Here is a 26,591-nt window from a genome sequence, read left to right as displayed (position 1 = left end):
TCGATAGTGAGGGTATGTACACCGGCAACCCCGACGTCCCCGACGACGTGTTCGCGGACGTCCTCGGCCAGATCGACGACTTCGTCCGCACCCGCGTCGTACCTCGCGAGCTGGAGATCATGAGCACGGACGCCATCCCGGCCGATCTGCGGACGCAGGCCGCGGAGATGGGGTTGTTCGGGTACGCGATCCCCCAGGAGTGGGGCGGGCTCGGCCTCGATCTGGTGCAGGACGTAGAGGTGGCGATGACGCTGGGTTACACGTCGTTGGCGTTGCGGTCGATGTTCGGCACGAACAACGGGATCGCCGGACAGGTGCTGGTCGGGTTCGGCACCCGGGAACAACAGGCCCGGTGGTTGCCGGGTATCGCGTCGGGTGAGGTCGTCGCGTCGTTCGCGCTCACCGAGCCGGGTGCCGGATCGAACCCGGCCGGTCTGCGGACCAGCGCGAAGCCGGACGGGGACGGCTGGGTGATCGACGGCGGCAAGCAGTTCATCACCAACGCCACCGAGGCCGGGTTGTTCGTGGTTTTCGCGCGTATCGACACCGGCATCGCGGTGTTCCTGGTGCCCGCGGACGCGCCGGGCATCACGGTCGGGGCGAAGGACGCCAAGATGGGGCAGGAGGGTTCGCGTACCGCGGACGTGACGTTCTCGCAGGTCCGTGTCGGGCCGGAGGCGCTGGTCGGCGGGGACGGGGAGGTCGGCTACAAGGCGGCGATGACGTCGCTGGCGCGCGGCCGGATCCACATGGCGGGCCTGGCGGTCGGGACGGCGCAGCGCGCGCTCGACGAGTCGGTCGCCTACGCCGCCACCGCGACCCAGGGTGGTACGCCGATCGGGGATTTCCAGCTGGTGCAGGCGATGCTCGCGGATCAGCAGACCGGTGTGCTCGCCGGCCGGGCACTCGCCCGCGAGGCCGCACGGTCGTATGTGACGGGGGAGGACCGGCGGATCGCGCCGTCGGCGGCGAAGCTGTTCTGCACCGAAATGGCCGGGAAGGCCGCGGACCTCGCGGTGCAGGTGCACGGCGGCAGTGGCTACATGCGCGAGGTCGCGGTCGAACGCATCTACCGTGACGTCCGGTTGATGCGGCTGTACGAGGGCACCAGTGAGATCCAACGGCTGATCATCGGCGGTGGCCTGGTGCGGGCCGAGAAGAAGAAAGCATGACGCGGCCACTCGAAGGGGTCACCGTTGTCGCCATCGAGCAGGCGGTCGCCGCTCCGCTGGCCACGCGCAACCTCGCCGATCTCGGCGCGCGCGTGATCAAGGTCGAGCGCGTCGACGGCGGGGATTTCGCGCGCGCCTACGACCACGCGGTACACGGCAGCGGCGCGCATTTCGTCTGGCTCAACCGCGGCAAGGAGTCGCTCGCCGTCGACCTCAAGTCCGCCGAAGGCCGTGACGTCGTCCGGCGGCTGGTCGCGAAGGCCGACGTGTTCGTGCAGAACCTCGCCCCGGGCGCGGCGGAGCGGCTCGGTTTCGGTGATCCGCGGGCGGATCACCCGGAGCTGGTCGTGGTGAACCTGTCCGGTTTCGGCTCGGGCGGGCCGATGGAGCAGCGCAAGGCCTACGACATGCTGATCCAGGCCGAGGCCGGGCTCATCGCGATCACCGGCACCCCGGAGGCTCCGGCGAAGACCGGGATCCCGACCGCGGACATCGCCTCGGGCATGTACTGCGCGCAGGCGGTGCTGGCGGCGTTGCTGCGCCGCTGGCGGACCGGCGAGGGCGCGACGATCGAGGTCTCCATGCTGGAGGCCACCGTCGAATGGATGGGATACGCGCTCAACACCCGGATGTACGCCGGGAGCGAGCCGGAGCGGATGGGATTGAGCCACAGTTCGATCGCGCCGTACGACGCCTTTCCCACCCGCGACGGTCAGATGCTGATCGGCGTCCAGAACGACACCGGCTGGCGCACCCTCGTCACCGACGTCCTCGACGCGCCCGAACTCGCCGACGACCCCCGTTTCACCACGAACGTGCAGCGCGTGGCCCACCGTGCGGATTGCGACGCCGCCGTCGCGGCCAGGACTTCCCGGTGGTCCAACAGCGAACTCGACGAACGGCTCGCCGCGGCCGGAGTCCCCGCCGCTCAGCTCAAGGACGTCGGCCAGGTCGCCGAGCATCCCCAGTTGCGGGCCTGCGATCGGTGGCGCAAGGTCGGCACCGAATCCGCCCGGATCGACGCTTTGCTGCCACCGGTGACCTTCGACGATTTCGAGGCGTGCATGGGCGACGTCCCGGCGCTGGGCGAACACACGCGCGCGTTGCTCGTCGAGTCCGGAGTGGACGCCGACGATTACCTTCGCCGCGGTATCGCCCGCTGAATTCCGGGAGCGACTGGAGGAACTCCAGGTTTACGCTCGAGATCATGCGATTCGCCATCAAGACTTCGCCGCAGGACACCGTCTGGTCCGACATGCTCGCCGTCTGGCAGGCCGCCGACGAGATCGAACTCTTCGAATCCGGCTGGACCTTCGATCACTTCTATCCCATTTTCTCGGATTCGACCGGTCCGTGCCTGGAAGGGTGGGTGACGCTCACCGCGCTCGCGCAGGCCACGAAACGGCTCCGGCTGGGCACGCTGGTCAGCGGGATCCACTATCGCCACCCCGCGCTTCTCGCGAACATGGCCGCGACACTGGACATCGTTTCCGGCGGACGGCTGGAGATCGGCGTCGGCGCGGGCTGGAACGAGGAGGAATCCGGCGCGTACGGCATGGAACTGGGCACCATCAAGGAACGCAGTGACCGGTTCGAGGAGGCCTGCGAGGTGCTCGTCGGCCTGCTGACCCAGGAGACCACCACGTTCCAGGGCGAGCACTATCAGCTGACCGACGCCCGCTGTGAACCGAAGGGCGTGCAGAAGCCGCATCCGCCGATCTGCATCGGCGGCAGCGGCGAGAAGCGGACCCTGCGCACGGCCGCGAAGTACGCCCAGCACTGGAATTTCGTCGGCGGTACGCCGGAGGAGTTCGCGCACAAGCGCGAGGTGCTGCACCGGCACTGCGCGGACATCGGCCGGGATCCGAGCGAGATCACCTTGTCGTCGCACGTCCGCCTCGGCACGGACGGTGACTACGCCAAGGTCGCCGCGGATGTCGAAGCCCTCGGTGAAGCGGGCCTCGACCTGGCGATCATCTACCTGCCGCCGCCGCACACCCCCGCCGTGCTGGAGCCGCTGGCGAAGGTGCTCGAACCGCTCCGCTGAGGTCTCGAATTCCGGCCGGGGAGTGACCGCCCGTTGCGGAACCGGCCGGTCTCGCTATACGGTGACAGAACTAGAACAGGTTACAGTTCTGCACGGTGGGCGGACCGAGGAGCGGACATGGCGAACAGGGCTGCGCGCGGCGACGAAGCCGACTACGTGGTCGTCGGATCGGGCAGCTCGGGCGCCGCGATCGCCGGCAGGCTGGCGGAGTCCGGTGCCAGCGTGATCGTGCTCGAGGCGGGTAAGAGCGACGACAAGCTGCTCGTCAGGAAGCCGGGACTGGTCGGACCGATGCACGCGGTGCCCCAGCTCAAGAAGCCGTTCGACTGGGGCTACTACTCGGTGCCGCAGAAACACGTTCTCGATCGGCGGATGCCGGTGCCGCGCGGCAAGGTGGTCGGCGGCTCCAGTTCCATCAACGGCATGGTCTACGTCCGCGGCAACCGCGCCAACTTCGACTCCTGGGCCGCCGAGGGCAACAAGGGCTGGGACGCCGACAGCGTCAACGCCGCGTACAAGCGGATGGAGGATTTCGAAGACGGCGAGAACGACTTCCGCGGCGCGGGCGGGCCGATCCGGGTCACCCGCAACAAGACCCCGCAGGAGGGCACCCTCCAGTTCCTCCAGGCGACCGCCGACGCGATCGGCTGCGACATCCTCGACGACTACAACGCCGAGTCGCAAGAGGGCGTCAGCCGGATGCAGCAGAACGCCGCCGACGGCCTGCGCTACAGCGCCTCGCGTGGCTACATCCACCATCTCGCGCCGGCCACGCTGGAGGTCCAGTCCGGGGTGCTGGCGAAGAAGGTGGTCATCGAGAACGGCCGCGCGGTCGGCGTCGAGGTCGTCGACGCGAACGGGGGGCAGCGAATCCTCCGCGCGGGCAAGGAGGTCATCCTCTCGGCGGGCTTCGTCGGGTCCGCGCACCTGCTGATGCTGTCCGGGGTCGGCCACGCCGAGCACCTCAAGGAGCACGACATCGACGTCGTCGCGGACCTGCCGGTGGGCGACAACCTGCACGACCACATGTTCCACGCGCTGACCTTCCGCGCGTCGTCGAGCAAGAACCGGGGCACGCCGCCGTACTTCGCGCGCGGCCTCGTCAGCGAACTGTTGCGGCCCGGGACGACGTTCCTGGCGAACTCGGTCTTCGAGGCGGTCGCCTTCCTCAAGACCTCCCAGGCCGCCGAGGTGCCCGACCTCCAGCTCCACCTCCTGCCGTGGGCGTACGTGACACCCAACCAGGACGCGCCGATCCGGCACGACGTCGACAAACGGCCCGCGCTCACCGTGCTGACCACACTGATCTACCCGAAGAGCCGCGGCACGCTGCGCCTCGCTTCGGCGAATCCCACGGCGGCACCGCTCATCGACCCCCAGTACCTCTCCGACCCGGCCGACCTCGAACTGCTCGGCGAGGGCTCGGAGATGGTCCGCGAGATCTTCGCTTCGGGCGCCTTCAACGGCTCGATCAAGGAAGAACTCCACCCGGGCAAGGGGTTGCGGGGCCAGGAACTGCGCGACGCGATCCTGAACCGCGCGACGTCGGTCTACCACGGCGTCGGCACCTGCCGGATGGGCGTCGACGAGCTCGCCGTCGTGAGTCCTGATCTCAAGGTCCGCGGTGTCGACGGACTGCGGGTCTGCGACGCCTCGATCATGCCGTCGATCACCGGCGGCAACACCAACGCGCCCGCCATCATGATCGGCGAGATGGGTGCGCAGCTCGTCCTCTCGGACAACTGACGGAAAGAGGGCCATGACCGTCACACCGCTCGCGCTCACCCGTCCGGCGTCGGTGACCGACGCGTTCCTCCAGCGGCTCGTCGCCCGCGTGCCGGGCTCGTCCGGCGCGACCTGGAAACTCACCGAGGTCTACACCGGTGACGTGCTCGTCGAGCTGCCCCAGTCGACCCCCGCCGACATCGAGCACGCGTTCACCACCGCGCGCGCCGCGCAGGAGAAATGGGCCGCCACGCCGCTCAAGCAGCGGCTGGAGGTGTTCAAACGGGCGCACACGCTGTTCGTCGACAACGCGCCGGCCGTCACCGACCTCATCCAGGTCGAGAGCGGCAAGAACCGGCGGATGGCGATCGAGGAGACCTGCGATCCGGCGATGGTGATGAGCCATTACCTGACGCGGGCCGCCAAATTGCTGGCACCGGCCAAACGGGGCGGACCGGTCCCGTTCCTGACGACGTCCACCGAGATCCGGCAGCCCAAGGGCGTGGTCGGGATCATCGCGCCGTGGAACTTCCCGTTCGCCACCGGCATTTCCGACGCCGTCCCGGCGTTGATGGCCGGCAACGCGGTGGTGCTGAAACCCGACAACAAGACCGCGCTCTCCCCGCTCCTCGGTGTCGAACTGCTGGAGCAGGCCGGGCTGCCGAAGGGCCTGTTCCAGGTGGTGTGCGGCGAGGGGCCGGACGTCGGCCCGACCCTCATCGACCAGGCGAACTACGTGATGTTCACCGGTTCCACCGCCACCGGCCGGGTGATCGGCGAACGGGCGGGCCGCAACCTCATCGGCTGCTGTCTCGAACTCGGCGGCAAGAACCCGATGATCGTGCTCGAAGACGCCGACCTCGCCGAGACCGTTCAGGGCGCGATCTTCGGCGCGTTCGGCAACACCGGGCAGATTTGCATGCACATCGAGCGGATCTACCTGCCCGAGTCCCGTTATGACGAGTTCAAGAACGCGTATGTGGCCAAGACCAAGGCACTCGACGTCCGCGCCGCCTACGACTTCGGGCCGGACATGGGCTCGCTCGTCTCCGTCGACCACATGAACCGGGTCAAGTCCCATGTGGACGACGCCGTCGCGAAGGGCGCGACCGTCCTTTGTGGCGGAAAGCCGCGGCCCGACCTCGGCCCGGCGTTCTTCGAACCGACGATCCTCGAAGGCGTCACGAAGGACATGCTCTGCGGTGTCACCGAGACCTTCGGACCCGTTGTCGCGCTGCACAAGTACCGCACGGTCGACGAGGCCGTCGCGCTCGCCAACGACACCGAGTACGGCCTCAACGCCTCGGTCTGGGGCGCCGGCGTCGGTGCCGCGCGTGCCGTGGCCGCGCGGATCGAGTCCGGCAACGTCAACATCAACGACATCCTGGCCACCGCGTACGCCTCGAAGGGGACACCGTCCGGCGGTGTCAAGAATTCGGGCGTCGGCGCCCGCCACGGGGACCAGGGCCTGCTCAAGTACACCGACGTGAAGAACGTGGCGGTGCTCAAGAAACAGGTCATGGGCCCCCGCGGCGGCCAGACCTACGAGAAGTACGTCGAGGGGATGCTGTCCGGGCTGAAACTCATGCGGCGGTTGCGCATTCGCTAGACGGAGTCGGTGTGCTGCGGCGCGGCCGGACACGGCCGTTGGAGGTTCGGGGCCCGCCCTGCGAGGCGTGAGCGGCGGATCGGGAGCCGGTCAGTTCCCAATGTCGCCGGCTAGACCTCGTCGGTGTGCTGCGGCGCGGCCAGCACACAGACGATGCTCAGCACGCACATCCCGATCAGCAGGCCGATCGCCGGCCAGATACTGCCGGTCGCCTGGAACAGCAGCGTCGACACCAGCGGCGAGAGCCCGCCGAAGAGCGCGCCCGCCAGCTGGTACGACAGCGAGATGCTGGTGTACCGCGCCCGCGGCCGGAACATCTGCGACAGGACGGCGGCGATCGGGCTGTAGGTCGCCGTCATCGCCAGGCGCATCGCCACGAACGCCGCGATGATCAGCGCCGCGTTCTTGGTCGACAGCACCAGGAACTGCGGAGCCGCCAGCACGGCGACACCGGCGAGGCCGATCACGACCACCCGCACCCGGCCGAAGCGGTCGCCGAGCCAGGCCGCGCCGAAGCTGACGACGAGTTCGACGAAGGCGGCGATGGTGAGCGCGTTGAGCACGAGCGATTCGGAGACGCCGACGGCCGGATCTGTCGCGTACGCCGTCGCGAAGGTGGTGACCAGATAGTAGCCGCCGACCGCGACGGGCAGCACGCAGATGCCCAGCAGGATCGGTTTCCAGTTCGTCCGGACGGCGTAGAGGATGGGGACGCCGGCTTCTTCGGCGGTCTCCTCGAAGACCGGTGACTCCTCGACCTTCAGCCGCACGATGAGGCCGACGCCGATGAGCAGCACGGACGCGAAGAAGGGGATCCGCCAGCCCCACGTGGTGAGCCATTCGGTGCCGCCGGTGCTCAGGAGACTGAACAGACCGGTGGCCAGCAGCGCGCCCGCCGGGTTGCCCGCCTGTGCGAAGGCGCCGTAGAAGGTCTTCTTGTCCGGCGGCGCGTGTTCGACGGCCATGAGCACGGCGCCGCCCCATTCGCCGCCGACGGCGAGCCCCTGCACGAACCTGAGCACCACGAGCAGGATGGGCGCCCAGGTGCCGATCTGCGCGTATCCGGGCAGGCAGCCGACGAGGAAGGTCGCCGCGCCCATCATGGTCAGGGTCACCACGAGCGCGGTCTTGCGGCCGACCCGGTCGCCGACGTGCCCGAACACGATGCCGCCGAGCGGCCGCGCGAAGAACCCGACCGCGTAGGTGGCGAAGGCCGCCGCGACCCCGGTCAGCCGGTCACCGGTTTCGGGGAAGAACACGGTGCCGAAGACGAGGCTCGCCGCCGTGGCGTAGATGTAGAAGTCGTACCACTCGATGGTGGTGCCGACGAAGGCCGCGAGCCCGGCCCGGCGGGCTCGCCGGAGGGACTGGGGGCCGGTCTGGACGCTCATCGGGCCACCTCGCCGTCGATCCAGGTTTCGAGCACGCGGACACCGGCGATCCGGTCCGGCTCGCAGGTGAGGGGATTCTCGCCGAGCAGCACGAAATCGGCGCGTTTGCCGGGGGTGATCGAGCCGAGGTCGCGTTCGCGGCCGAGCACCCTGGCGCCGGCGATCGTATGGGCGGCGACGGCCGACCGGACGTCGATCAGCAGTTCGTCGCCGCCGAGCCGGTGACCGCGGCGGGTCGTCCTGGTCACCGCGGTCTGGATGGCTTCGAGCGGGTTCGGCTCCGCGACCGGGGCGTCCGAGCTCAGCGTGACCGGGACGCCCGCCGCCTGGAATTCCCCGAGAGGGTTGAACCGTTCGCCGGGGGTGCCGACCGCGTCGGTGACGCCTTCACCCCAGTTGTAGTAGTGCTGCGACTGGTTGACCGGGTGGACGCCGAGCGAGGCCATCCGCTTGATCTGCTCCTGGGACGGCAGCCCGCAGTGCTCGATGCGGTGCCGGGCGTCGGGCCGGGGATCGCGCCGCTGCGCGTCCTCGATGGCGTCGAGCACCATGGCGATCGCGTCGGGGGACTGGGCGTGGGTCGCGGTCTGGAGCCCGGCCTCGTGCGCCTTGCCGATCAGCGCGGAGTAGTCCTTCGGGTCGTGGTAGAGCTGCCCGGTGCGGCACGGATCGCCGACGTAGCCGTCCGGGAAGTACGCGGTCCACCCGCCGAGCGTGCCGTCGGCGTAGAACTTGATCCCCGCGAACGCGAGGCGCGTGGTGCCGAAGGCGCCGTGCAGCCCCATTTCCAGCGCCTGGTCGAGCAGATGCGACAGCAGGTACATGTGGATCCGAGTCTTGAGCAGACCGGCTTCGTCAAGCCGCAGGTACATGTCGAACTCGCGGCGCGTCACCTGGGCGTCGCCGATCGCGGTCACCCCGGCGGCGAGGAACTTCTCCTGCGCCGCGGCCAGCTGCCGCGCGTGTTCCTCCGGCTCGTCTTCGAGGTGGAAGTTCGGCCCGTGCCGCCCGACCTTCACCCCGGTGACGCCGGTGAGGATGTTGCACGCCGCGTCCGAGAGCTCCCCGGTGAGTTCGCCGTGCTCGTCACGGAAGAACACCCCGCCGTCGGGATCCGGCGTGTCACGGGTGACGCCGTTGCGCCACAACGTGAAGCTGTTCACCACTCCGCCGTGCCCGCTCGCGTTCATGAGGTAGACCTCGCGGTCATCGGCGACCGTGTCGAGCTCCTCCTTGCGGGGGTGGCGTTTCTCGGCGAGGTTGCGGTGCTCGTAGCCGTAACCGCGGACAGGCCTGCCCGCCGGGGTGTTCTCGGCCGCCTCGCGCAGCAGCGCGACGATCTCGGGAATGGCCGACGCGCGTTCGGGACCGCAGTCCACCCAGGTCATCATCTGCCCGTACATCAGGGGATGCGCGTGCGGATCGATGAAACCGGGCAGGAGCGTGCCCGGCAGCCGCCGCACCTCCGGCTCGGGGCGGCCGAGGCCCGCGGCGCGGTCGCGGCACTCGTCCACGGAGCCGACGGCGGCGATCTCCTCGCCGAACACGAGTACCGCTTCGGCGCCCTCGGTGGCGTCGTCGACGGTCACCAGCTCGTCGGGAAGCAGGATCGTCGCTCTCGCGTCGAGGACTGAACGATCGAGGGGCAGCAGACGCATCGCGCGGACTCCAGGGGTTCGTCGGTGAAGTGGGGCGAAGGTAAGCGACGAAATCCGTGAACGCAATCAGATCAGTCGTACACAGACGATGTTCACGATCGATATGGCGGCGACAATGGGCATAACACGCAATCTGTGCTGTCCGAGAGGCGTTTCCATCGGTGATATGGTGCCGCACGCCGTCGGAAATTCAGCAGAGGGGAAACCGCCGTGGACGACGCGCTGGTCGCGGCTTTGCGCGCGGACGGCCGGATGAGCGTGGCCGATCTGGCCAAGCGGGCCGGGGCGTCACGGTCGGCGGTGGCGGCCCGGCTGGAGCAGCTGAGGGCCGACGGTTCGCTCAACGTGGTCGCGGCGGTCCATCCCGAGTTCCTCGGCCTGACCGCGTACGCCCATCTCGCGATCCGCACGTCCGGTCGCTCGCAGGCGACGACGGACGCCATCGCGGCGCTGCCCGCCGCGGCGTTCGTCTCCGCGGTGAGCGGGGAGTACCAGACCGTCGCCGAGCTGCGCCTGCCCGATTCCCCGGAGCTTTACCGCACGGTGGCGGACATCCGCGGCCTGCCGGAGGTGGAGCAGGTCAACACGCTCGTCTACGTGGACGTGGTCAAGGGCCTGTTCATGCCCGGCCGTCCGCTGCCGCCCTGGCTGCGGCTCGACGACCGCGACCTCGCGATCATGCTGCGGTTGCAGGCCGACGGCAGGGAAAGCTACGCGAGTATCGCCGAGCACGTCGGGCTTTCGCCGTCGGCCACCCGCACCCGCGTGCGCTTCCTCCTGGAGCACGACGTCATCCGGATCGCACCGGTGCTCAGCCGCGCCCGCCCGGACGCCGGGCTGGTCTGCGGGATCGGTCTCAACGTGCGGGCCGCCGGCGACGCCGTGACCGCGGCGCTCGCCGCGCGCGACGACACCGAGTTCCTGGCCAGGACCATCGGCCGGTTCGACGTCGTCGCCACCATCGCGGCGCAGTCCGCCCGTGACCTCGACCGGGCGCTCGAAGAGATCAGCGGCAGGCCCGACGTCGTGACCGCGGAGACGTGGGTGCACCTCCGCATCGCCAAGGAACGGTACGAGTGGCCGTTGCCGACCGCGGAAGAACTCGCGCGGCGCTAGTCGTCGTCCAGCAAGGCCTTCCGGATCTCGGTCTTGAGCACCTTGCCGATCTTGGAGCGGGGGAGGTCCGGCCAGACCAGGATCTCCTTGGGGGTCTTGATGCTGCCAAGCCGTTCCTTGACGGCTGCGCGGAGTTCCTGTGCCGCCACGGTTTTCCCGGTGTGGAGCTGGACAACGGCGGTGATCTGCTCGCCCCATTTCTCGTGCGGCAGCCCGATGACGGCGCAGTCCTGCACCGCTTCGCAGGCCATGAGCGCCTGCTCGACCTCGGCCGAATAGACGTTGAAGCCGCCGGTGATGATCATGTCCTTGGCGCGGTCGACGATGTAGAGGTAGTTCTCGTCGTCGAGATACCCGATGTCGCCCGTGTGATGCCAGCCGTGCGCGCTCGCTTCGGCCGTGGCATCCGGATTCTTGTAGTAGCCGAGCATCACGAGAGAACCGCGGACGACGATCTCGCCGCGTTCGCCTGGCGGCAGCAGTTCACCCGTCCGGGACATGATCGCGACGTGGGTGAGCGGGGTGGGCCTGCCCGCCGAGGTGAACCGTTCGAGGGCGAGCGAGCCGTCGGGATGGACGTGGTCGGCGGGGGAGAGCGTGGAGATCATCATGGGCGCTTCGCTTTGGCCGAACAGCTGCCCGAAGACCGGGCCGATCCGGGTGATCGCTTCGGCGAGTTTCGTGGCCGACATCGGCGCGGCGCCGTACCAAAGGCATTGCAGCGACGAGAGATCGGCGCCGTCCAGCGCCGGATTGTCGAGCAGGAGATAGATCAGGGTCGGCGGCAGGAAAGTGTGCGTGATCCGGCGGCTTTCGACCAGCGTGAGGAATTCGCCGAGGTCCGGCGAGGGCATCACGACGATCTCGCCGCCGAGTGTCAGGACCGGGAAGCAGAGCACGCCCGCCGCGTGTGTCAGCGGGGCGAGCGCCAGGTAACGCGGCCGCCCGGTGAACGGATAGCTCATCAGCGTGAGCGCCGACATCGTCTCGACGTTCGCGCCGCTGAGCATCACCGCCTTGGGACGGCCGGTGGTGCCGCCGGTGCCGACGAGCAGGACCAGGTCGTCCGGTGGGGTCTCCTCCCAAGGTCCGGCGTCGTCGATCCAGTCGGAAAACGGGACCGCGCCGGGCATCGAGCCGTCGAGACAGACCACTGTGGACAGTTTTGGCAACTCGGGGAGCATCCGGGAGACGAGCGGTGCGAAGGACTCCTGCACCAGAAGGCAGGTGCAGTCGAACAGGTCGAGCAGTTCCCTGTTCTCGGCGGCCTCGTTGCGCGGGTTGACCGGGCACCACACGGCGCCGGCCCGGCTGATGCCGAAGACGCAACCGAACGACACGGGATCGTTCCCGGAGAGGATCGCCACCTTGTCGCCGGGCTTGACGCCCGAGCGGGCCAGGGCCCGTCCCACCCGCCACGACAATTCCCGCACTTCGCCGTAGCTGAGGGACGTGTCGCCCATGGTGAGGCAGGGCGCAGCCGGGTCGAGTGAAGCGCCCTTGTCGAGGTAGTCGGTCAGTCGCACGCGCTCGTCCTTCCGGTCAGTCGTGGACGGTCAAGACCGGATTCGAAACCAGCCCGAAGCTTCGTAGCACGCCGAGCAGTTCGCGGTGACCGAATGCCTGGCACCCGGACGCGAAACCGACCCGTTTCGGCGGCTGCCGCAGCAAGGAGTAGGCACCGTAAGCCTGCATCAGCCCGGTCTGTTTGTAGTTGCAGGTGCCGTGGATGACGCAGTGCGCGCGGCCCAGCGGTCCCGAGGCGTGCACCGAATCGAGCGACGTGTTGAGCCGCTGATTCTCGCGCGGCGGCATCTCGTCGCGCACCGCCGCGGCCTGCTCGGCCAGCACGCGCATCTTTTCGTCCAGTGGCAGGTCTTTCACCTGTTCCAGCACGGCCGCGACGATCTGCGGCACACCCTGCATGAGCGCGCGGTCGAAGACACCGCCGACGGCCTTGACGTTGGCCACGCGGGCGTCGTTCTTGAACCAGACCGGATGCGACGTGCCGCCCCACGGCAGGGCCAGCCCGGTTTCGTGGTGGCCGGGCACGGTGACGTCCTGCAGGCCGCCGTCCGCGGGCCAGGGCAGGTACTCGTTCTGTTCGAGGTAGTACGCGGCCGAGAGCGCGGCGTTGACCAGGATGGTCTTCGTGGAAGCGACCGTGGGATAACCCTTCCAGAACACCAGGATGTCCAAAGTGTCCAGTCCGGGCGTCTCCAGGCAGAGGTTCGCCGCGATCTCGCCGGTGGTGTACATCTGCGCGATACCAGGGGAGAGCAGCAGGCCCTTCTCGGCCATCCGCGCGCCGTAGCGCTCCTCGGCTGAGATCAGCCAGTCCTGTTCGCCGGTGGTGTCGAGGTAATGCGTTCCGGTGCGGAGGCAGGCTTCGACGACCTCGTGCCCGTACTCGCTGAACGGGCCGACGGTGTTGCAGACGACCTTGGCGTCACGGAAGAGTTCGGTGAGCGCTTCGACGTCGTGCGAGACCTCGACGACCTCGTGGTCGATGGTGTCGAGACCGGGGACGTGGTCGATCGCCTCCTGGATGCGGGCCTTGTCCCGGCCGGCGGCGATGAACGGGACGTTGTACTCGCGCAGGTACTCGCAGATCAGCCGTCCGGTGTAGCCGGAGGCGCCGTAGACCACGACGGGCTTGGGGCTGCTCATGGTGATTCCTTTCGAGTTGGTGCTGGTCACATGCCCATTCCGCCGTCGACCGGGAGCCCGGCGCCGGTGATGAAGCGGGCGGCGTCGGAGGCGAGGAACACGACGGCGTCGGCCATGTCCGCGACCTCGCCGAGCCGTCCGGCCGGGGTCTGCCCGATGACGGCGCCGATGGCCTCTTCGACGCTGGGGAACAGGCCGACCTCGACGACGTCCTGCGCGAGCTGGTTACCCATCTGAGTGGGTACGAGGCCGGGGTAGACGCAGTTGACGCGGACGCCGTAGCCGAGCTTCCCCGCCTCCATCGCGGCGACCCTGGTCAGCCGGTCGACCGCCGATTTCGTCGCCGAATAGCCGGCGATGCCGGGGAAGGCGATGGTCGCGGCGACCGAGGCGATGTTCACGACGGCGCCGCCGGTGCCCGCTGGCCCGCCGGGCCGCATCGCGCGGAAGGCGTGCTTCACGCCGAGCGCGGTGCCTAGCACGTTGACGTCGAGCATCTTGCGCACGTCGGCGGGGTCCAGTTCGGCGACGAGCCCGGTGATCTCGACGCCGGCGTTGTTCACCACGATGTCCAGCCCGCCGAGTTCGCCGATGACCGCGGCGACCGCCTGCTCCCAGCTCTGTTCGTCGGTGACGTCGAGCCGGACGAAGCCCGCGTTGATCTTGTCGGCGGTGACGCGCCCGAGGTCCTCCTGGACGTCACCGATGACCACCGAGGCGCCCGCCAGGGCCAGCGCTTCGGCCATTCCGGCGCCCAGGCCCTGCGCTCCACCCGTGACCAGGGCTTTCCTGCCCGAAAGGTCGTACGAACCCATGGACTTCTCCTCCTTGAGACGGTCCGCGGTTGCGGCGTGGGTCACATCCTGAGCCAGTTTTGGACAGTCGTCAAGATTTCCTTGGACAGTTGTCAAGAATTCGGCGACGCTAGACTGTGGGACCCGCGGCAGGCGCGGGCTCCCGGACCGGACAGGAACTCGTGGTGACCGAGACGAGCGAGCGGATCGCACGCCGGAGCGTGGACAAGTTCGCCCAGCGGCGGGCGGAACTGGCGGAGTCCGCGCTGCAGGCGTTGTCCGAGCTGGGGTACGCGAGGACGAGCCTGCGGGAGATCGCGCAGAAGTCGAACTTCTCGCACGGGGTGCTGCACTACTACTTCACCGACAAGGTGGAGCTGCTGACCTACGCGGTCCGGAAGTTCGAAGAAGTGTGCGTGACCCGCTACGACGAGGCCGTGGCCATGGCGAAGTCGGCCGAGGAGCTCGAGCGCGGCTTCGGCGTCGCGATGGCCGACACGCTGCGGGCGGACGCCGTGATGCACCGGCTGTGGTACGACCTGCGGAACCAGAGCCTCTTCGAGGCCGCGTTCCGAGCCGACGTGCTGGAAATCGACACTCAGCGGCAGGCGATGATCTGGCGCGTCGTGGAGCGTTATGCCGAACTCGCCGACGCGGCGCCCGTCGTGACCAGGCAGGTTGCATACGCCGCCTTCGACGGGCTGTTCCAGCAGGCGCTGCTACACCATCTCGCCGATGGCCTCGCCGAGGACGCCGGGGCGCTGCTCAGGCGGCTGGTCTCGTAGTCCGTTCGACGGGCTCCTCGAACGGTTTCGCCTGATCGGTGGCGTTGATCGCCGCGCCGTCGTAGGCGCCCGGACCTCGAGCTGCGTCATTTCCGTTCGTGAGTCCGCCCATAACCGCTCGAACTCCGCACGGCCTTCCGTGGAAGCGGCTTCATGGGCTTCCAGTCGTTCTCGCGCGTGGCGCAGGCTGACCATGTCGACGGCTATTTCCGCCGCGAAGGTGCCGTCCATGATGTCGGCTTCGGGCCACTCTGTGCCGTCGTTCGTTTCCATCACGCGGGCGGGCCGTTGTGGGCGGCCGTCCATCGCAGGTTCAGCCACGTTCTGGTGCCGTTTTCGAGATTGCAGATCCCGGTGGATCCGTCGTCGTTGTAGGCGAGAAGCGTCCCCTGATCGGCGTGGTCCCGATCCTGGCGCCGGGATGCCAACATCTGTCGAGCCGCGCGCCGTCTTCTCGGCGATGGTGGCGGCGGGTGCTGATTCGAGCTGTGCTGCCGGTGAAGTCACCGCGTGCTGTTCTTATTGCGATGCCCGGGGTCACTGTGGCTTGCGCTTACGGCCCTGCTTCACACTTCAGTGTTGAATGCACACGTTCTTTGTTGCATAAAATTACGAACGCGTGTGCGATTGTTTTGCGGTATTATGGAGGGGTGTCCGAGACCTTTCTCCCCGAGTTGCCGCAAGAACTGTGGCGCGCCGGCAAGCTGGAGCTTGCGCATGGCGTGCAGCAGTCCTTGCGGGTGATTCGGATGGCCGCTGCCGGTTTGGGGCAGTTTTTGGCGGAGATCGAGAATCGGGGCCCCAAAGACTTGTACGGGTATGGCCGTACGGATAAGTGGTTCGCCGATATGGCGGGGTTTTCGGTGGGTGAGGCGCGTGCGGTGGTGAACCGGGCCCTCGCGTTGAATCCCACTCGCGCTTTGGACGGTACCGAGGTTCCGCCGGTTGCTCCCGCGACGGCTGCGGTGGCGGCGGAGGGGTTGGTGGGGGATGAGCGGATCGATCAGATCCTGGAGATCTTGAAGCGGCTTCCTGCCGACACCTCCACCGAAGACCGCGCCACCGCGGAGAAGATCCTCGCCGATCTCGCCCCTAACGCCGGCCCTCACCAACTCGTCGAGGCCGAGGCGAACCTCCTAGGCTGGCTCGACCCCGACGGCAACGAACCCAAGGAACCCGAACCCAAGGAACCACGCCGCGAGATCACCTTGGAGCGCCGTAAGGACGGGTTCTGGAAGCTGACCGGCCTTTTGGATGACGAGACCGGTGCTCGCACGGCGGCGGCGTTGGAGGCGCATGCTCAGCCGCGGCCGGTGGACGAGTTCGGGCAGGCGGATCTGCGGATGAAGTGCGAACGCATGGGAGACGCCTGGGTCGATCTGCTCGATCTGGCGATCGCCTGCCCGGACCAGCCGGGCACCAGCGGCTACCGCACGCTTGTTCATGTCACCATCGGGCTGGAGGAACTCAAATCGGGCCTCGGGACCGCGTGTCTGGATTTCGTCGGGACGATGACCGCGCGGGAAGCCCGGCTAGCGGCCTGCGACTGCCTGATGCTGCCGGTGGTGATGAGCGCCTCGGGTGAACCGCTGGATATGGGACGGCTGAGACGGTTCGTCACCCCAGGCCAACGCCGGGCGCTGAACATCCGCGACGGCGGCTGCGCCTTCCCCGGCTGTCACCGGAAGCCGAAGAATTGTCACGCTCATCATATTGAGCACTGGGTGGACGGCGGGCCGACTGATCTTCGGAATTTGGTGCTGCTGTGCGGATTCCATCACCGGTTGATTCATCACGGCGACTGGCAAGTACGGATGGCGGCCGATGGGTTACCGGAGTTCATCCCGCCCCAGTACCGGGATCCGCTCCGAATACCCCGGCGCAACACCCTGCACCACGTCTGAACCTCCGAGGAGCCCGTCGGCCACACCGGCGACGGGCCCTTCGGCATGCCTTCAGCTGGGAGCACCCGATCGCGTGGGGCGGGTTCGCGTGACTGGATGGACGACACGCGTGCGGGGATGGACGACACGCGTGCGGGGATGGACGACACGCGTGACTGGACAGGCGGCTCGCGGCGGAGCTCCCGGCATGCCATGCGGCCGGAACTGCGCAATCCCTGACCGCCGAACGTCAATTCCGAGCATGGGAAACCTCGTGACCCGCCCGTAGTTTCGGCGCTGTGCCCGATATCGAACCCTTCACCATCCACGTCCCCGATCGCGATCTGGCCGACCTCCACGCTCGCCTCGCCCGGGTCCGTCTTCCCGAAGCCGAGACGGTTTCGGACGACACCCAGGGGATCGAGCTGGCCCGGCTGACGGCGTTGCTCCAGGAATGGCGGGGACACGACTGGCGGGCGAGGGAGATCCGGTGGAACACCATTCCCCACTACCGGACGCGGATCGACGGGCTGGACATCGGGTTCTGGCACGTCCGCTCGTCCGAGCTCGCGGCGCTTCCGCTGATCCTGACCCATGGCTGGCCGGGATCGATCCTCGAATTCGAGAAGGTGATCAGGCAGCTCAGCGATCCGGTGGCCCACGGCGGTTCCGCGAGCGATGCCTTCCACGTGGTCGTACCTTCGTTGCCGGGCTTCGGTTTCAGTGGACGGCCCCGCGAGCGCGGCTGGCATCCCGGCCGGACCGCCCGGGCGTGGGCCGGTCTGATGACCGCGCTCGGGTACCGGCGTTTCGGGGCCCATGGCGGGGATTGGGGCGCGGTCGTCAGCACGGAACTGGCGCGCCACGCGCCCGAGCGGGTCGTGGGCCTGCACCTGACGATGCCTTCGGCGTCGCCGCTGCCGGAGGACCTCGCGGCGCCGAGCGCGGCCGAACGCCGCACGCTGGACCGGCGTGACCTGCATCTGTCCGACGGATACGGCTTCGGAATGCTCATGGGCACGCGCCCGCAGACGATCGGCTACTCGCTGCTCGATTCGCCGTCGGGGCTCGCCGCCTGGCTCGGCGAGAAGTTCGCCGCCTACGCCGACGACCGGCCGGAGTACGGCGGCGGGGTGAGTCCGGCGGAGCAGGTCGACACCATCACGTTGTACTGGCTGACCAGGACGGGCGCTTCGAGCGCTCGCTGGTACTGGGAGGCGATGCGGTGGGTGCCGCGCAGCGCGGAGGAGGAGAACGCGCGGCCGGTGACCGTGCCCACCGCCGTCTCGCTGTTCCCCGCCGATCCTTGGCCGACCGCGCGACGCTGGGCGGAGCGCCGCTACCGGAACCTGCACCGGTGGAGCGAACCCGACCGCGGCGGGCACTTCCCTGGACTCGAGCAGCCGGACCTCCTGGCGACCGAAATCAGGCAAGCGTTCCGGGACCTCGCATAAACGGTTAAAAGCCCCCTACGTTCGAGGGGATACAACGGGACCGGGGTGCTCTTACCGTCGGAAGCCGATCGATTCCGGTGAGGAGTACCTCCATGAAACTCGTGCGCATGATGGGGCTGGCCGTGCTGACGGCCTCCACGTTGGTGTTCTCGATGACGGCGGCGTCCGCGCACGATCCCGAGACGGCGGAGGGACAGGCCGCGGCCCGGACCTTCCTCGCCGACCACGTCCCGGCGGAACGGCACGCCGTCACCGGCACCGCGGCGGGCGTCCCGTGCGTCAACGGCATGGCCGACAAGTACCCGTGCAAGAACGTCGATCTGCTCAGCGTGCTTCCGTTGTCCGGCCTCGGCGGCGGGAACGGCAACGACATCTGGGGCTGGACCGATCCGTCGTCCGGCAAGGAATACGCCATCGTCGGACGGACCAACGGCACCGCGTTCGTCGACCTGAGCGTCCCGACATCGCCGAAGTTCCTCGGCAACCTGCCCTCGAACGGCGGCAGCAGCTCGTGGCGGGACATGAAGGTGTACAAGAACCACGCGTTCATCGTGGCCGACTTCATCACCGGGCACGGGATGCAGGTGTTCGACCTGACCAGGCTGCGCACCGTCACCACACCGCAGACCTTCACCGCCGACGCGCTCTACCGGGAATTCGGTCCCGCGCACAACATCGCGATCAACGAGGAGACCGGTTTCGCCTACGCGATCGGCTCCAACACGTGCAGCGGCGGACCGCATATCGTCAACATCCAGAACCCGAAGGCGCCGGCCAAGGCGGGCTGCGTGTCGCAGGACGGCTACACCCACGACACGCAATGCGTCGTCTACCGCGGGCCGGACTCGGCCTACAGCGGCAGGGAGATCTGCTTCAACGCCAACGAGGACACGCTCACCATCGTCGACGTCACCGACAAGGCCAGGCCGGTCCAGATCTCGCGCAAGGGTTACTCGGGCGCGCAGTACTCGCACCAGGGCTGGCTGACCGGTGACCAGCGGTACTTCCTGCTCGACGACGAACTGGACGAGTCGCGCGGCACGGACAAGCGCACCAAGACCTACGTCTGGGACCTGGCCAAGCTGTCCGCACCCGTGCACACCGGCGTCTACAGTTCGCCCGCCACCGCGATCGACCACAACCAGTACATCAAGGGCCAGTACTCCTACCAGGCGAACTACCAGGCGGGTCTGCGCATCCTGGACGTCAGCGGGGTCGCTTCGGCGAAGCTTTCCGAGGTCGGTTACTTCGACATCTACCCGGCGGGCAACGCGGCGCGCTTCAACGGCGCGTGGAGCAACTACCCGTACTTCTCCAGTGGCATCGTCATCGTCAACGGCATCGAACAGGGCCTGGTCGTGGTGAAGCCGAACCTCGGCGGCAAGTGACCGGAGGGCAGGCGTGCGCAAGCCCCGGATCACGGACTGGTTGTTCCTCGCGCTGGCACTGGTGATCGGCGCGGCCGCGGTGTTCTTCGCACTCCGGCCGACACCCGGCTCCGCGCATTCCGCTCACCGGCAGCCCGTCGTGACGGCGGATCTGCTTCCCGCCGCGCACAGCGACGGGCTGTCGGAGGCGGAAAGCGGGTACCGGTTCGAGCGGGTGACCACGCCCGCCGTCCGCGGCCCCGAGGTACCGGTCGCGTTCCGGATCCTCGGGCCCGACGGGCGGCCGGTCACCCGCTTCCTGGACAACCAGACCAAACAGATGCATTTCTTCGCCGTGCGCGACGACATGAACGTCTTCCAGCACGTGCACCCGGTACTGGACGGGGACACGTGGCACACGAGCCTCGCGCTGACCGACGGCGGCGCCTACCGGATGTTCGCCGAGTTCGTCCCGCTCGACACGAAGGATCCGAAGCATCCGGTGGTGCTCGGTGTCCCGTTCACCGTGCCGGGCGACACCACCTTCGTTCCGGTGCCCGCTCCGGCGGGCGACACCGTGACGTCCACGGGATACCGCGTGGCGCGGGTGGACGGGGAGACCCGGATCCCGGCGATGCGGGCCGAGGTCCTCCGCTTCGCCATCCGAGGGCCCGACGGCGCGCTCGTCACCTCGGTCGACCCGCATCTGGGCGCCAACGGGCATATGACCGGATTCCACACCATGCTGTTGTCGGCCACGCATCTGCATCCGGTGCAGCCGCTCGGCGCGGCGCTCGTCGACGGCGAGCTGACCTTCCACTCGCTGTTCTCGGAACGCGGGGAGTACCGGCTGTTCCTCGAATTCTCCCACGGCGGGCGGGTGCACACGGCGGCCATCACGGTCGCGGTGGACTGACCGGACTTACGACTCGTCGGTCAGCGCGGCCGCCGTCAGGGTGAGGTGCCGGGTCAGCGCCTCGGCCGCCGCGTCGGCGTCACGGGCCAGCGCCGTTTCCTCCAGCAGGCGATGTTCGGCGAGGTGATCGCGGCCGGGGGAGCGGTGCGCCGCCCAGCGGCGAGCCAGTTCGCTCGCCGTCCACATCCGGTCGAAGGTCTCCAGCAGGACGGGGTTCCCGCAGCCGTCCAGCAAGGTCCGGTGGAAGACCCGATGGGCTTCCGACCAGGCCCCGCTGATGTATTCGCCTTCTTCGGGCACGAACGGCGGCGTGCGGCTCAGCCGGTGGTGCGCGGCCCGAACCCGGGCCTCCCAGTCGAGGTCGCCGCGCTCGATGGAGAGGCGCAGCACGAGCGGTTCGATGGTCCGGCGGGCCTCCGTGATCTCCTGCCAGCGGCGATCGGAGAAGGCCGGGACGGCGAAACCGCGGTTGGGGAGCCGGTCGGCGAGGCCGTCGCCGACCACGCGCACGAGGGCCTCGCGGACGACCGCCAGGCTCACGCCGTGTTCCTTGGCGAGATCCTGCGGTTTGAGCGGGGCGCCGGGGGCGTGGTCGCCGCGCATGATCGCGTCCCGCAGGCGCGCGTACACCTGCTCGGAGAGCATCTGCTTGTCCGGTGAAGCCATCCCTGGAGCATAGACGAAGCACTAGATAATCGATTATTTATGTTATGGTCGATTTATGACCCACGCCAACGATCCTTTCGCCCGGCTGCCCGAGGTGGCCTCCTTCGTCGTCACCAGTACCTCCGGTGTCGACTGGTCACCTGGTCGAAGGGCCGGAAAGGACGTCTCGCCCCAGCTGAGCTGGAGTGGTGCCCCGCTCGGCACCAAGAGCTACGCCGTCACCGTCTACGACCCCGACGCCCCGACTTGTTCCGGTTTCTGGCACTGGGCGGTCGCCGACATCCCCGCCGCCGTCACCGAGTTGCCCGAAGGCGCCGGCGACGACAGCGGCTCCGGGCTTCCCGACGGTGCCTTCCAAGTGCCGAACGACGCCCGCCTGGCCCGTTTCCTCGGTGCCGCGCCGCCCGCCGGGCACGGTGTGCACCGCTACTTCGTCGTGGTGCACGCCCTCGACGTCGAGTCGCTCGGCGTCCCGGCCGACTGCACACCCGCCTTCCTCGGTTTCACCATCACCCAGCATGTCCTCGGTCGCGCGGTCCTGGTCGCCACGGCGGAGACCCCGGGGCCCGAACGCATCGAGGTCTCCCGGCTCGTCCCGGCTCCCGCCGAGGACGTCTTCGTGGTCCTGAGCGACCCGAAAGGTCATGTCGACATCGACGCGTCGGGCATGCTCCTCGACGCGGAAGGGGATCCGGTCGAGCGGGCGGGTGACCGGTTCGTGGTGCACATGGACCGGGAGGCCCTGGGCGACGTGCCCTTGGGCAAGTACGACGTCGAGGTCGTCATCACCACCCTCGTCCCGGACGAGGAGATCGCCTGGACCGTCGAGGGCCGGATCCGCCCGCATGCCCGGCACATCTACGGCTACCGGCTGGAGCCCGCCGAGGGCGGCACGCTCGTGACGTCCTATTACGACTGGTCGGAGGTCGGCGAGGAGTGGAAGGAACGGATCACCTTCCCCGTGGTCCCCGAGTCCTCGCTCAAGGCCACGCTCGGGATTCTCGAGCGGACCGTGCGGCGTCGAGCCGTTTCGCCCACGCCCGGGCACTGAACACGACAGAATGCCTCTGTGCGGAACATCCTTGTGGCGGTCGCCCTCGTCCTGCTCGGTGTCACCGGATGTCAGGGCGGTGTTTCCGGTCAAGCCGAGCCCGGAGGCGACAGTTTCGCGATCAAGGACGGGTCGCGGCTGCGGTTCCGCCCGGTACTGACGGAGTTTCCGCCTGGTCCGGCGACCGGCGCGGCGGCCAACCGGCAGAGCACCGATCCCGCCGAACAGCAGGCCGCCGCGGCGGCACTGGACTGCTCGGCGGGAACGGATCCGCTGGACGGCCGTGACGATCCGGCGCTTCCGCTGGTCGGCTGTGACCGGGTGCAGGGCACCAAATACCTGCTCGGGCCTGCCTTCCTCACCGGTGCCGACCTCAGCCGGGCGAGCGCCCAGCTCGATTCGCAGTCGGGTGGCCCGCTCGTCGGGCTCAGCTTCACCGACGCGGGCGCGCGGACGTGGGCCGACTGGACCGCGGCGAACGTCGGCAAGCAGGTCGCGATGGTGCTGAAGAGCCGGGTGCTGACCGCGCCGATGATCCAGTCCGCCATCATCGGCGGGGAAACCCAGATCACCGGCAAGTTCACCATGGACGACGCCCGTCAGCTGGCGCGGGACATCGCCGGCGCCTGACCTCACCTCCTCGTGAGTGGCAAGGACGGTTCTAACCGTCCTTGCCACTCACGAGGCCCCTGGCGCGCCTGGCGGAATACGATCACCGTGACCGACGTTTGAGCGTTCAACTACTTGAGGAGTTGGACATGGGATACGAGATCCTGGGCACCCCGCAGGAGCCGACCTTCGGCCTCGACACGTTCGGCGACGTCGAGAACGGCGCGGACGGCCAGCCGGTGAGCCAGGCCGAAGCCATCCGCCAGGTCGTGGCCGAGGGCGTCCTCGCCGACCAGGTGGGCGTCGACTACTTCGGCGTCGGCGAACACCACCGCGCCGAGATGGCGGTGTCCTCGCCGGACGTCGTGCTGGCCGCGATCGCGGGCCGGACCGAGCGGATCCGGCTGGGCACGGCGGTCACGGTGCTCAGCTCGGACGACCCGGTGCGCGTGTACGAGCGGTTCGCCACGCTGGACGCCGTTTCCCGGGGACGCGCCGAGGTCACGCTCGGCCGGGGCTCGTTCACCGAGTCGTTCCCGCTGTTCGGCTACTCGCTGGAGGACTACGAAGCGCTCTTCGCCGAGAAGCTCGACCTGTTCACGCACTTGCAGGGGGAGAAGCCTGTCGACTGGTCCGGGACCGTCCGCCCTGCACTGGAGGGCGCGCAGGCCTTCCCGGTCACCGAATCGGGCAGCCTGCCCGCCTGGGTCGGCGTCGGCGGCACCCCGCAGTCGGTCGTCCGCGCGGCCGCGTACGGCCTGCCGCTCGTGATGGCCGTGATCGGCGGGTCGCCGGAGCGGTTCGCCCCGCTCGCGGACCTGTACCGGCGCGCGGTGAAGGAGGCGGGTCACCAGGAGCTGCCGATCTCGATGCACAGCCCCGGCCATGTCGCCGAGACCGACGAACTCGCCGTCGCCCAGCACTTCTCGCATCACCAGGCCGCCTTCGCCAAGATCGGCGCCGAACGAGGCTGGGGCCCGATGTCCCGGGCCGACTACGACGCCATGGCCGGGCCGCGCGGCGCACTGTTCGTCGGCTCTCCGGAGACCGTCGCGCGGAAGATCGCGTGGGCCGTGCGGGCCCTCGGCCTGTCGCGTTTCCAGCTCAAATACAGCGTCGGCGCGCTTCCGCACGAGCAGCGCCTGAACTCGATCCGGCTTTACGGCGAGCAGGTCGTCCCGCGCGTGAAGGAGCTGCTCGGCTAGCCTCGAAGGCGTGGTGTTCGATTCCGAGCGATTCGACCTTCAGCCGTACACCGGTTTCGACATGTCCCGTTATGTCCGGCGGACTTATTGCAGCTGGGAGGACTCCGGCTGGGAGTCGTTGCTCGTCCAGCGATTCGACCACGTTCCCGTCGCCGAGGACATGCGGCTGCCCGGCGTCGCGGATCTGCATCTGGTCCTGCCGCTTTCGGGGCGGGCGGAGATGGAGACCCGCGGCGATGGCCGGTGGAACCGGCACCAGTGGGGGCCGGGACGGCTCGAACTCGCCGTTCCCGGCATGCCCCTGCAGCGCCGCTACCGCGGTGACGAAGCGATGCGAAGCCTGCAGGTGCACATCCCCGGCACGACGGTGGAATCGGTGGCGGCGCGGCTGGGTGGCCGCGCGGTGGACCACGAGGCGATGGCCGCGTCCGTCGCCGGGGGCGACCCGTTGCTCGACGAGCTGGTCCGGGCGGTCGGCAACGCCAGGGAGCAGGACGACCTCTACGCGGAATCCGCGGCCGCCTTCCTCGCCGTGCATCTGCTCACCCGCCACACGCGGAAACCGGAGCCGCCGAGCGCGGGCCGGGAGGACCACCGGGTCCGCGCCGCGGTGGCGATGATGCGCGAGCGGCTGGCCGAACCGCTCAGCGTCGCCGAAATCGCCGCGGAAGTGCATTTGAGCGTCTACCACTTCATCCGGGTCTTCAAGGAGAAGACCGGCCAGACCCCGCACCGTTTTCTCGGCGGCCTGCGGATCGAGGAAGCGCGACGGCTGCTGCGCGACACCGATCTCCCGATCGCCCGGATCGCGGGCAGATGCGGGTTCGCCACTCCGGGCGCCTTGTCGGCCGCTTTCCTGAAACACACCGGAGCGCGCCCGTCGGAGTACCGCAATTCCTGATCGTCGTCCCGCAATCCGGCGCATGGTGGCCCCGCCCGCCCATTTCTAGGGTGAGGGATGTGAGTAGCTCTGGAATGCAGTTGTACGACGTCACCGCCGAATCGACGGCGCCGCCCGCCGCGGTGTGGGCACTGTTGCTGGACGCCCGCAGCTGGCCGGTCTGGTCACGGGTGGGATCCCTGGAAGTCGCCGCGTCACAAGGACTTTCCGCCGACGGACGCGACGACGTCGGCGCGGTGCGGGCCTTCCGGACCGGCAAGACGGTCACCAAGGAGCGGATCACCGCCCTCGACCCCGAACGACGGTTCGCCTACGAGGGCGTGGACGTCCCGGTGATGGTCGATTACCAGGCCTCGGTCGACCTGTGCGAAACACCCGGCGGCGGAACCCGGATCCGCTGGCACGGAACGTATCGCGTCGGCAAGGGCAACGCGTGGATCTTCCGCTGGTACCTTCGCCGCTTCATGCGCGGCATGGCGACCGGGCTCGCCGAGCACGCCGGCGGCCCGGCCGAGAAGCCATGACGGGAATCAGTGCCGATGGGCGGCTTCGCGGTGGAAGCCCGCGATCATCGCTTCGGTGCTCGGCGGGTTGAAGGGCTGCCCGAGCGTGCGCATGAGCGAGTTCACGCTGGGGCGGTACATTCCGGTCTTGCAGTAGCGCGATCCCTCGAAGACGCCGACCGTGCCGCCGTCCGGGGAGGGCTTGCCGAGCCAGGCGTACCACTTGGCGCGGCGGTCCTTCATCTGCTGGGCCGTGAGCGCGGAAGCGTTGGGCTCCCGGGGTTCGCGGGCGTCGCAGGTGCCGTAGTCGTATTCGTCGGCGAGCCCGCCGATGGAATGCCCGAGTTCGTGGGCGACGATCTGGCTGGCCTGGATGTTGCCACCCGAAGAGGTCGCGACGCCGCCACCGGCCCCGCCGTACTTCGTGGTGTTCGCCAGCATGATGACCTGGTCGACGTCCGGCGCGGCCGCGGCGTACTGGTTCGCCTTGGTTTCGTTGACGCACAACAGCCGTTCGATACCGCCGCACCAGAAGTACGAGCCCAGCGCGGTGTTGCGCCGGATGCCCTGGGTCGGGTCGTTGGTGATACCGGACTGCGGTGACACCACGTCGACCTGCCAGAGGTTGAACTGCTTGCGGTAGCTCTTGTACGGCTCGATGGCGAACAGCGCCGCGATGCTGTTGCGCACGTGCTGCGAGTACGTGCCCAGCTGGGTGGAGGTGTACCCGTCACCGACGAAGACCAGGTCGAAGGTGGTCTCGCTCGGGCCGTTGGTTTCGATCGGGGTCACCGCGGCGGCGTTCGTGATCTGCTGCGGTGCGGCGGTCCGGTCCGAAGCGGGCCGGGTGACGTCCACCCTGGTGATGGTTCCTCCTGGTTCGAAGGCCTCCATCGACGTCGTGAACGGGGGAGCCGCCGACGCCGTCGCGGGAAGGAACGTGGCGGCGAGAGTGACGGTCAGCGCGACCATGAGGCAGGCGCGTCGCATGCGTACTCCTTGCGGGGAGGGAGGGGAATACGAAAAACGATCCCGACTTTCGACGGCTTCCGGCACATCCCAAGTGGCC

Annotated in this window: 25 protein-coding genes; 18 read left to right on the top strand and 7 right to left on the bottom strand. The window is 68.6% G+C overall.

All coding sequences use genetic code 11. From position 1 onward, the window contains the following. Positions 1-14 precede the first annotated feature (14 nt). The 5 genes from ACZ3HL_RS12770 to ACZ3HL_RS12750 all read left to right on the top strand — a co-directional run bounded on the left by ACZ3HL_RS12770 (position 15) and on the right by ACZ3HL_RS12750 (position 6,553). The gene (locus ACZ3HL_RS12770; protein WP_465530809.1) at positions 15-1,172 is read left to right on the top strand and encodes an acyl-CoA dehydrogenase family protein; all 1,158 of its coding nucleotides are present in this window, start codon (positions 15-17) and stop codon (positions 1,170-1,172) included. Beyond that, positions 1,169-2,335 (top strand): CaiB/BaiF CoA transferase family protein, encoded by a 1,167-nt coding sequence (locus ACZ3HL_RS12765; protein WP_465530807.1) that lies wholly within the window; start codon positions 1,169-1,171, stop codon positions 2,333-2,335. Before ACZ3HL_RS12770 ends, ACZ3HL_RS12765 begins: the two co-directional genes overlap by 4 nt. 44 nt (positions 2,336-2,379) lie before the next feature. Continuing rightward, positions 2,380-3,219, top strand: coding sequence for an LLM class F420-dependent oxidoreductase (locus ACZ3HL_RS12760; protein WP_465530805.1), 840 nt, complete (start codon positions 2,380-2,382; stop codon positions 3,217-3,219). A gap of 117 nt (positions 3,220-3,336) precedes the next feature. Beyond that, entirely contained in the window at positions 3,337-4,965 is a 1,629-nt protein-coding gene (locus ACZ3HL_RS12755; RefSeq protein ID WP_465530803.1) for a GMC family oxidoreductase, read from the top strand. 13 nt (positions 4,966-4,978) lie between these two features. Continuing rightward, complete coding sequence (locus ACZ3HL_RS12750) at positions 4,979-6,553, top strand: succinic semialdehyde dehydrogenase (protein WP_465530801.1); 1,575 nt, start codon at positions 4,979-4,981, stop codon at positions 6,551-6,553. 110 nt (positions 6,554-6,663) lie between these two features. On the opposite strand, the gene ACZ3HL_RS12745 is transcribed toward ACZ3HL_RS12750, so the two are convergent. Beyond that, positions 6,664-7,944: an MFS transporter gene (locus ACZ3HL_RS12745; RefSeq protein ID WP_465530799.1), complete on the bottom strand. Its 1,281-nt coding sequence runs from the start codon at positions 7,942-7,944 to the stop codon at positions 6,664-6,666. Then, complete coding sequence (locus ACZ3HL_RS12740; protein ID WP_465530797.1) at positions 7,941-9,602, bottom strand: amidohydrolase; 1,662 nt, start codon at positions 9,600-9,602, stop codon at positions 7,941-7,943. The genes ACZ3HL_RS12745 and ACZ3HL_RS12740 overlap by 4 nt, the downstream gene beginning before the upstream one ends. 210 nt (positions 9,603-9,812) lie before the next feature. Between ACZ3HL_RS12740 and ACZ3HL_RS12735 the strand changes: the two genes are divergently transcribed. After that, a complete protein-coding gene (locus ACZ3HL_RS12735) occupies positions 9,813-10,718 on the top strand; it encodes an Lrp/AsnC family transcriptional regulator (RefSeq protein ID WP_465530795.1) in 906 nt (301 codons plus the stop codon). On the opposite strand, the gene ACZ3HL_RS12730 is transcribed toward ACZ3HL_RS12735, so the two are convergent. From ACZ3HL_RS12730 to ACZ3HL_RS12720, 3 genes are read right to left on the bottom strand one after another with little or no spacing between them, the layout of a single operon-like run. After that, positions 10,715-12,244: an AMP-binding protein gene (locus ACZ3HL_RS12730; RefSeq protein ID WP_465530793.1), complete on the bottom strand. Its 1,530-nt coding sequence runs from the start codon at positions 12,242-12,244 to the stop codon at positions 10,715-10,717. The genes ACZ3HL_RS12735 and ACZ3HL_RS12730 overlap by 4 nt on opposite strands. Before the next feature lie 16 nt (positions 12,245-12,260). Continuing rightward, positions 12,261-13,388 (bottom strand): DUF5938 domain-containing protein, encoded by a 1,128-nt coding sequence (locus tag ACZ3HL_RS12725; RefSeq protein ID WP_465420724.1) that lies wholly within the window; start codon positions 13,386-13,388, stop codon positions 12,261-12,263. Between the two features lie 26 nt (positions 13,389-13,414). Continuing rightward, positions 13,415-14,203: an SDR family NAD(P)-dependent oxidoreductase gene (locus tag ACZ3HL_RS12720; protein WP_465420722.1), complete on the bottom strand. Its 789-nt coding sequence runs from the start codon at positions 14,201-14,203 to the stop codon at positions 13,415-13,417. Positions 14,204-14,367: 164 nt separating this feature from the next. Here ACZ3HL_RS12720 and ACZ3HL_RS12715 point away from each other — a divergent pair, with 164 nt between their 5' ends. The 7 genes from ACZ3HL_RS12715 (at position 14,368) to ACZ3HL_RS12685 (ending at position 20,587) form a co-directional block, all read left to right on the top strand. Beyond that, positions 14,368-14,967, top strand: a complete 600-nt coding sequence (locus ACZ3HL_RS12715) for a TetR/AcrR family transcriptional regulator (RefSeq protein ID WP_465530791.1) — start codon at positions 14,368-14,370, stop codon at positions 14,965-14,967. Between the two features lie 153 nt (positions 14,968-15,120). Next, positions 15,121-15,342 (top strand): hypothetical protein, encoded by a 222-nt coding sequence (locus ACZ3HL_RS12710; RefSeq protein WP_465530789.1) that lies wholly within the window; start codon positions 15,121-15,123, stop codon positions 15,340-15,342. 275 nt (positions 15,343-15,617) lie between these two features. Continuing rightward, complete coding sequence (locus ACZ3HL_RS12705) at positions 15,618-16,871, top strand: HNH endonuclease signature motif containing protein (RefSeq protein ID WP_465530787.1); 1,254 nt, start codon at positions 15,618-15,620, stop codon at positions 16,869-16,871. Positions 16,872-16,967: 96 nt separating this feature from the next. Beyond that, a complete protein-coding gene (locus ACZ3HL_RS12700; protein WP_465530786.1) occupies positions 16,968-17,090 on the top strand; it encodes a hypothetical protein in 123 nt (40 codons plus the stop codon). A 59-nt stretch (positions 17,091-17,149) separates the two neighbouring features. Beyond that, positions 17,150-18,304 carry an epoxide hydrolase family protein gene (locus ACZ3HL_RS12695; RefSeq protein ID WP_465530784.1) on the top strand — a complete coding sequence of 385 codons (1,155 nt, stop codon included), beginning with the start codon at positions 17,150-17,152 and terminating at the stop codon, positions 18,302-18,304. 92 nt (positions 18,305-18,396) lie between these two features. Next, positions 18,397-19,692 carry a choice-of-anchor B family protein gene (locus tag ACZ3HL_RS12690; protein ID WP_465420710.1) on the top strand — a complete coding sequence of 432 codons (1,296 nt, stop codon included), beginning with the start codon at positions 18,397-18,399 and terminating at the stop codon, positions 19,690-19,692. Positions 19,693-19,705: 13 nt separating this feature from the next. Then, complete coding sequence (locus ACZ3HL_RS12685) at positions 19,706-20,587, top strand: hypothetical protein (protein WP_465530782.1); 882 nt, start codon at positions 19,706-19,708, stop codon at positions 20,585-20,587. A 6-nt stretch (positions 20,588-20,593) separates the two neighbouring features. On the opposite strand, the gene ACZ3HL_RS12680 is transcribed toward ACZ3HL_RS12685, so the two are convergent. Further along, entirely contained in the window at positions 20,594-21,232 is a 639-nt protein-coding gene (locus tag ACZ3HL_RS12680; RefSeq protein WP_465531061.1) for a GntR family transcriptional regulator, read from the bottom strand. Positions 21,233-21,308: 76 nt separating this feature from the next. Between ACZ3HL_RS12680 and ACZ3HL_RS12675 the strand changes: the two genes are divergently transcribed. The 5 genes from ACZ3HL_RS12675 (at position 21,309) to ACZ3HL_RS12655 (ending at position 25,543) form a co-directional block, all read left to right on the top strand. After that, positions 21,309-22,304 carry a YbhB/YbcL family Raf kinase inhibitor-like protein gene (locus ACZ3HL_RS12675; protein WP_465530780.1) on the top strand — a complete coding sequence of 332 codons (996 nt, stop codon included), beginning with the start codon at positions 21,309-21,311 and terminating at the stop codon, positions 22,302-22,304. Between the two features lie 18 nt (positions 22,305-22,322). Beyond that, entirely contained in the window at positions 22,323-22,934 is a 612-nt protein-coding gene (locus ACZ3HL_RS12670) for a SecDF P1 head subdomain-containing protein (protein ID WP_465420704.1), read from the top strand. A gap of 128 nt (positions 22,935-23,062) precedes the next feature. Then, positions 23,063-24,118: an LLM class flavin-dependent oxidoreductase gene (locus tag ACZ3HL_RS12665; protein WP_465530778.1), complete on the top strand. Its 1,056-nt coding sequence runs from the start codon at positions 23,063-23,065 to the stop codon at positions 24,116-24,118. 10 nt (positions 24,119-24,128) lie between these two features. After that, entirely contained in the window at positions 24,129-25,019 is an 891-nt protein-coding gene (locus ACZ3HL_RS12660; RefSeq protein WP_465530776.1) for a helix-turn-helix domain-containing protein, read from the top strand. Positions 25,020-25,093: 74 nt separating this feature from the next. After that, on the top strand, positions 25,094-25,543 hold the full coding sequence (locus ACZ3HL_RS12655; protein ID WP_465531059.1) for an SRPBCC family protein: 450 nt from the start codon (positions 25,094-25,096) through the stop codon (positions 25,541-25,543). Between the two features lie 6 nt (positions 25,544-25,549). On the opposite strand, the gene ACZ3HL_RS12650 is transcribed toward ACZ3HL_RS12655, so the two are convergent. Then, positions 25,550-26,512, bottom strand: coding sequence for a M64 family metallopeptidase (locus ACZ3HL_RS12650; protein ID WP_465530774.1), 963 nt, complete (start codon positions 26,510-26,512; stop codon positions 25,550-25,552). Positions 26,513-26,591: the final 79 nt, after the last annotated feature.

It is taken from the genome of Amycolatopsis sp. NPDC000009 (genome assembly GCF_055563465.1).
The sequence above is the reverse complement of the archived record's forward strand: the minus strand, read 5'-3'. Positions and strand labels throughout refer to the sequence as shown.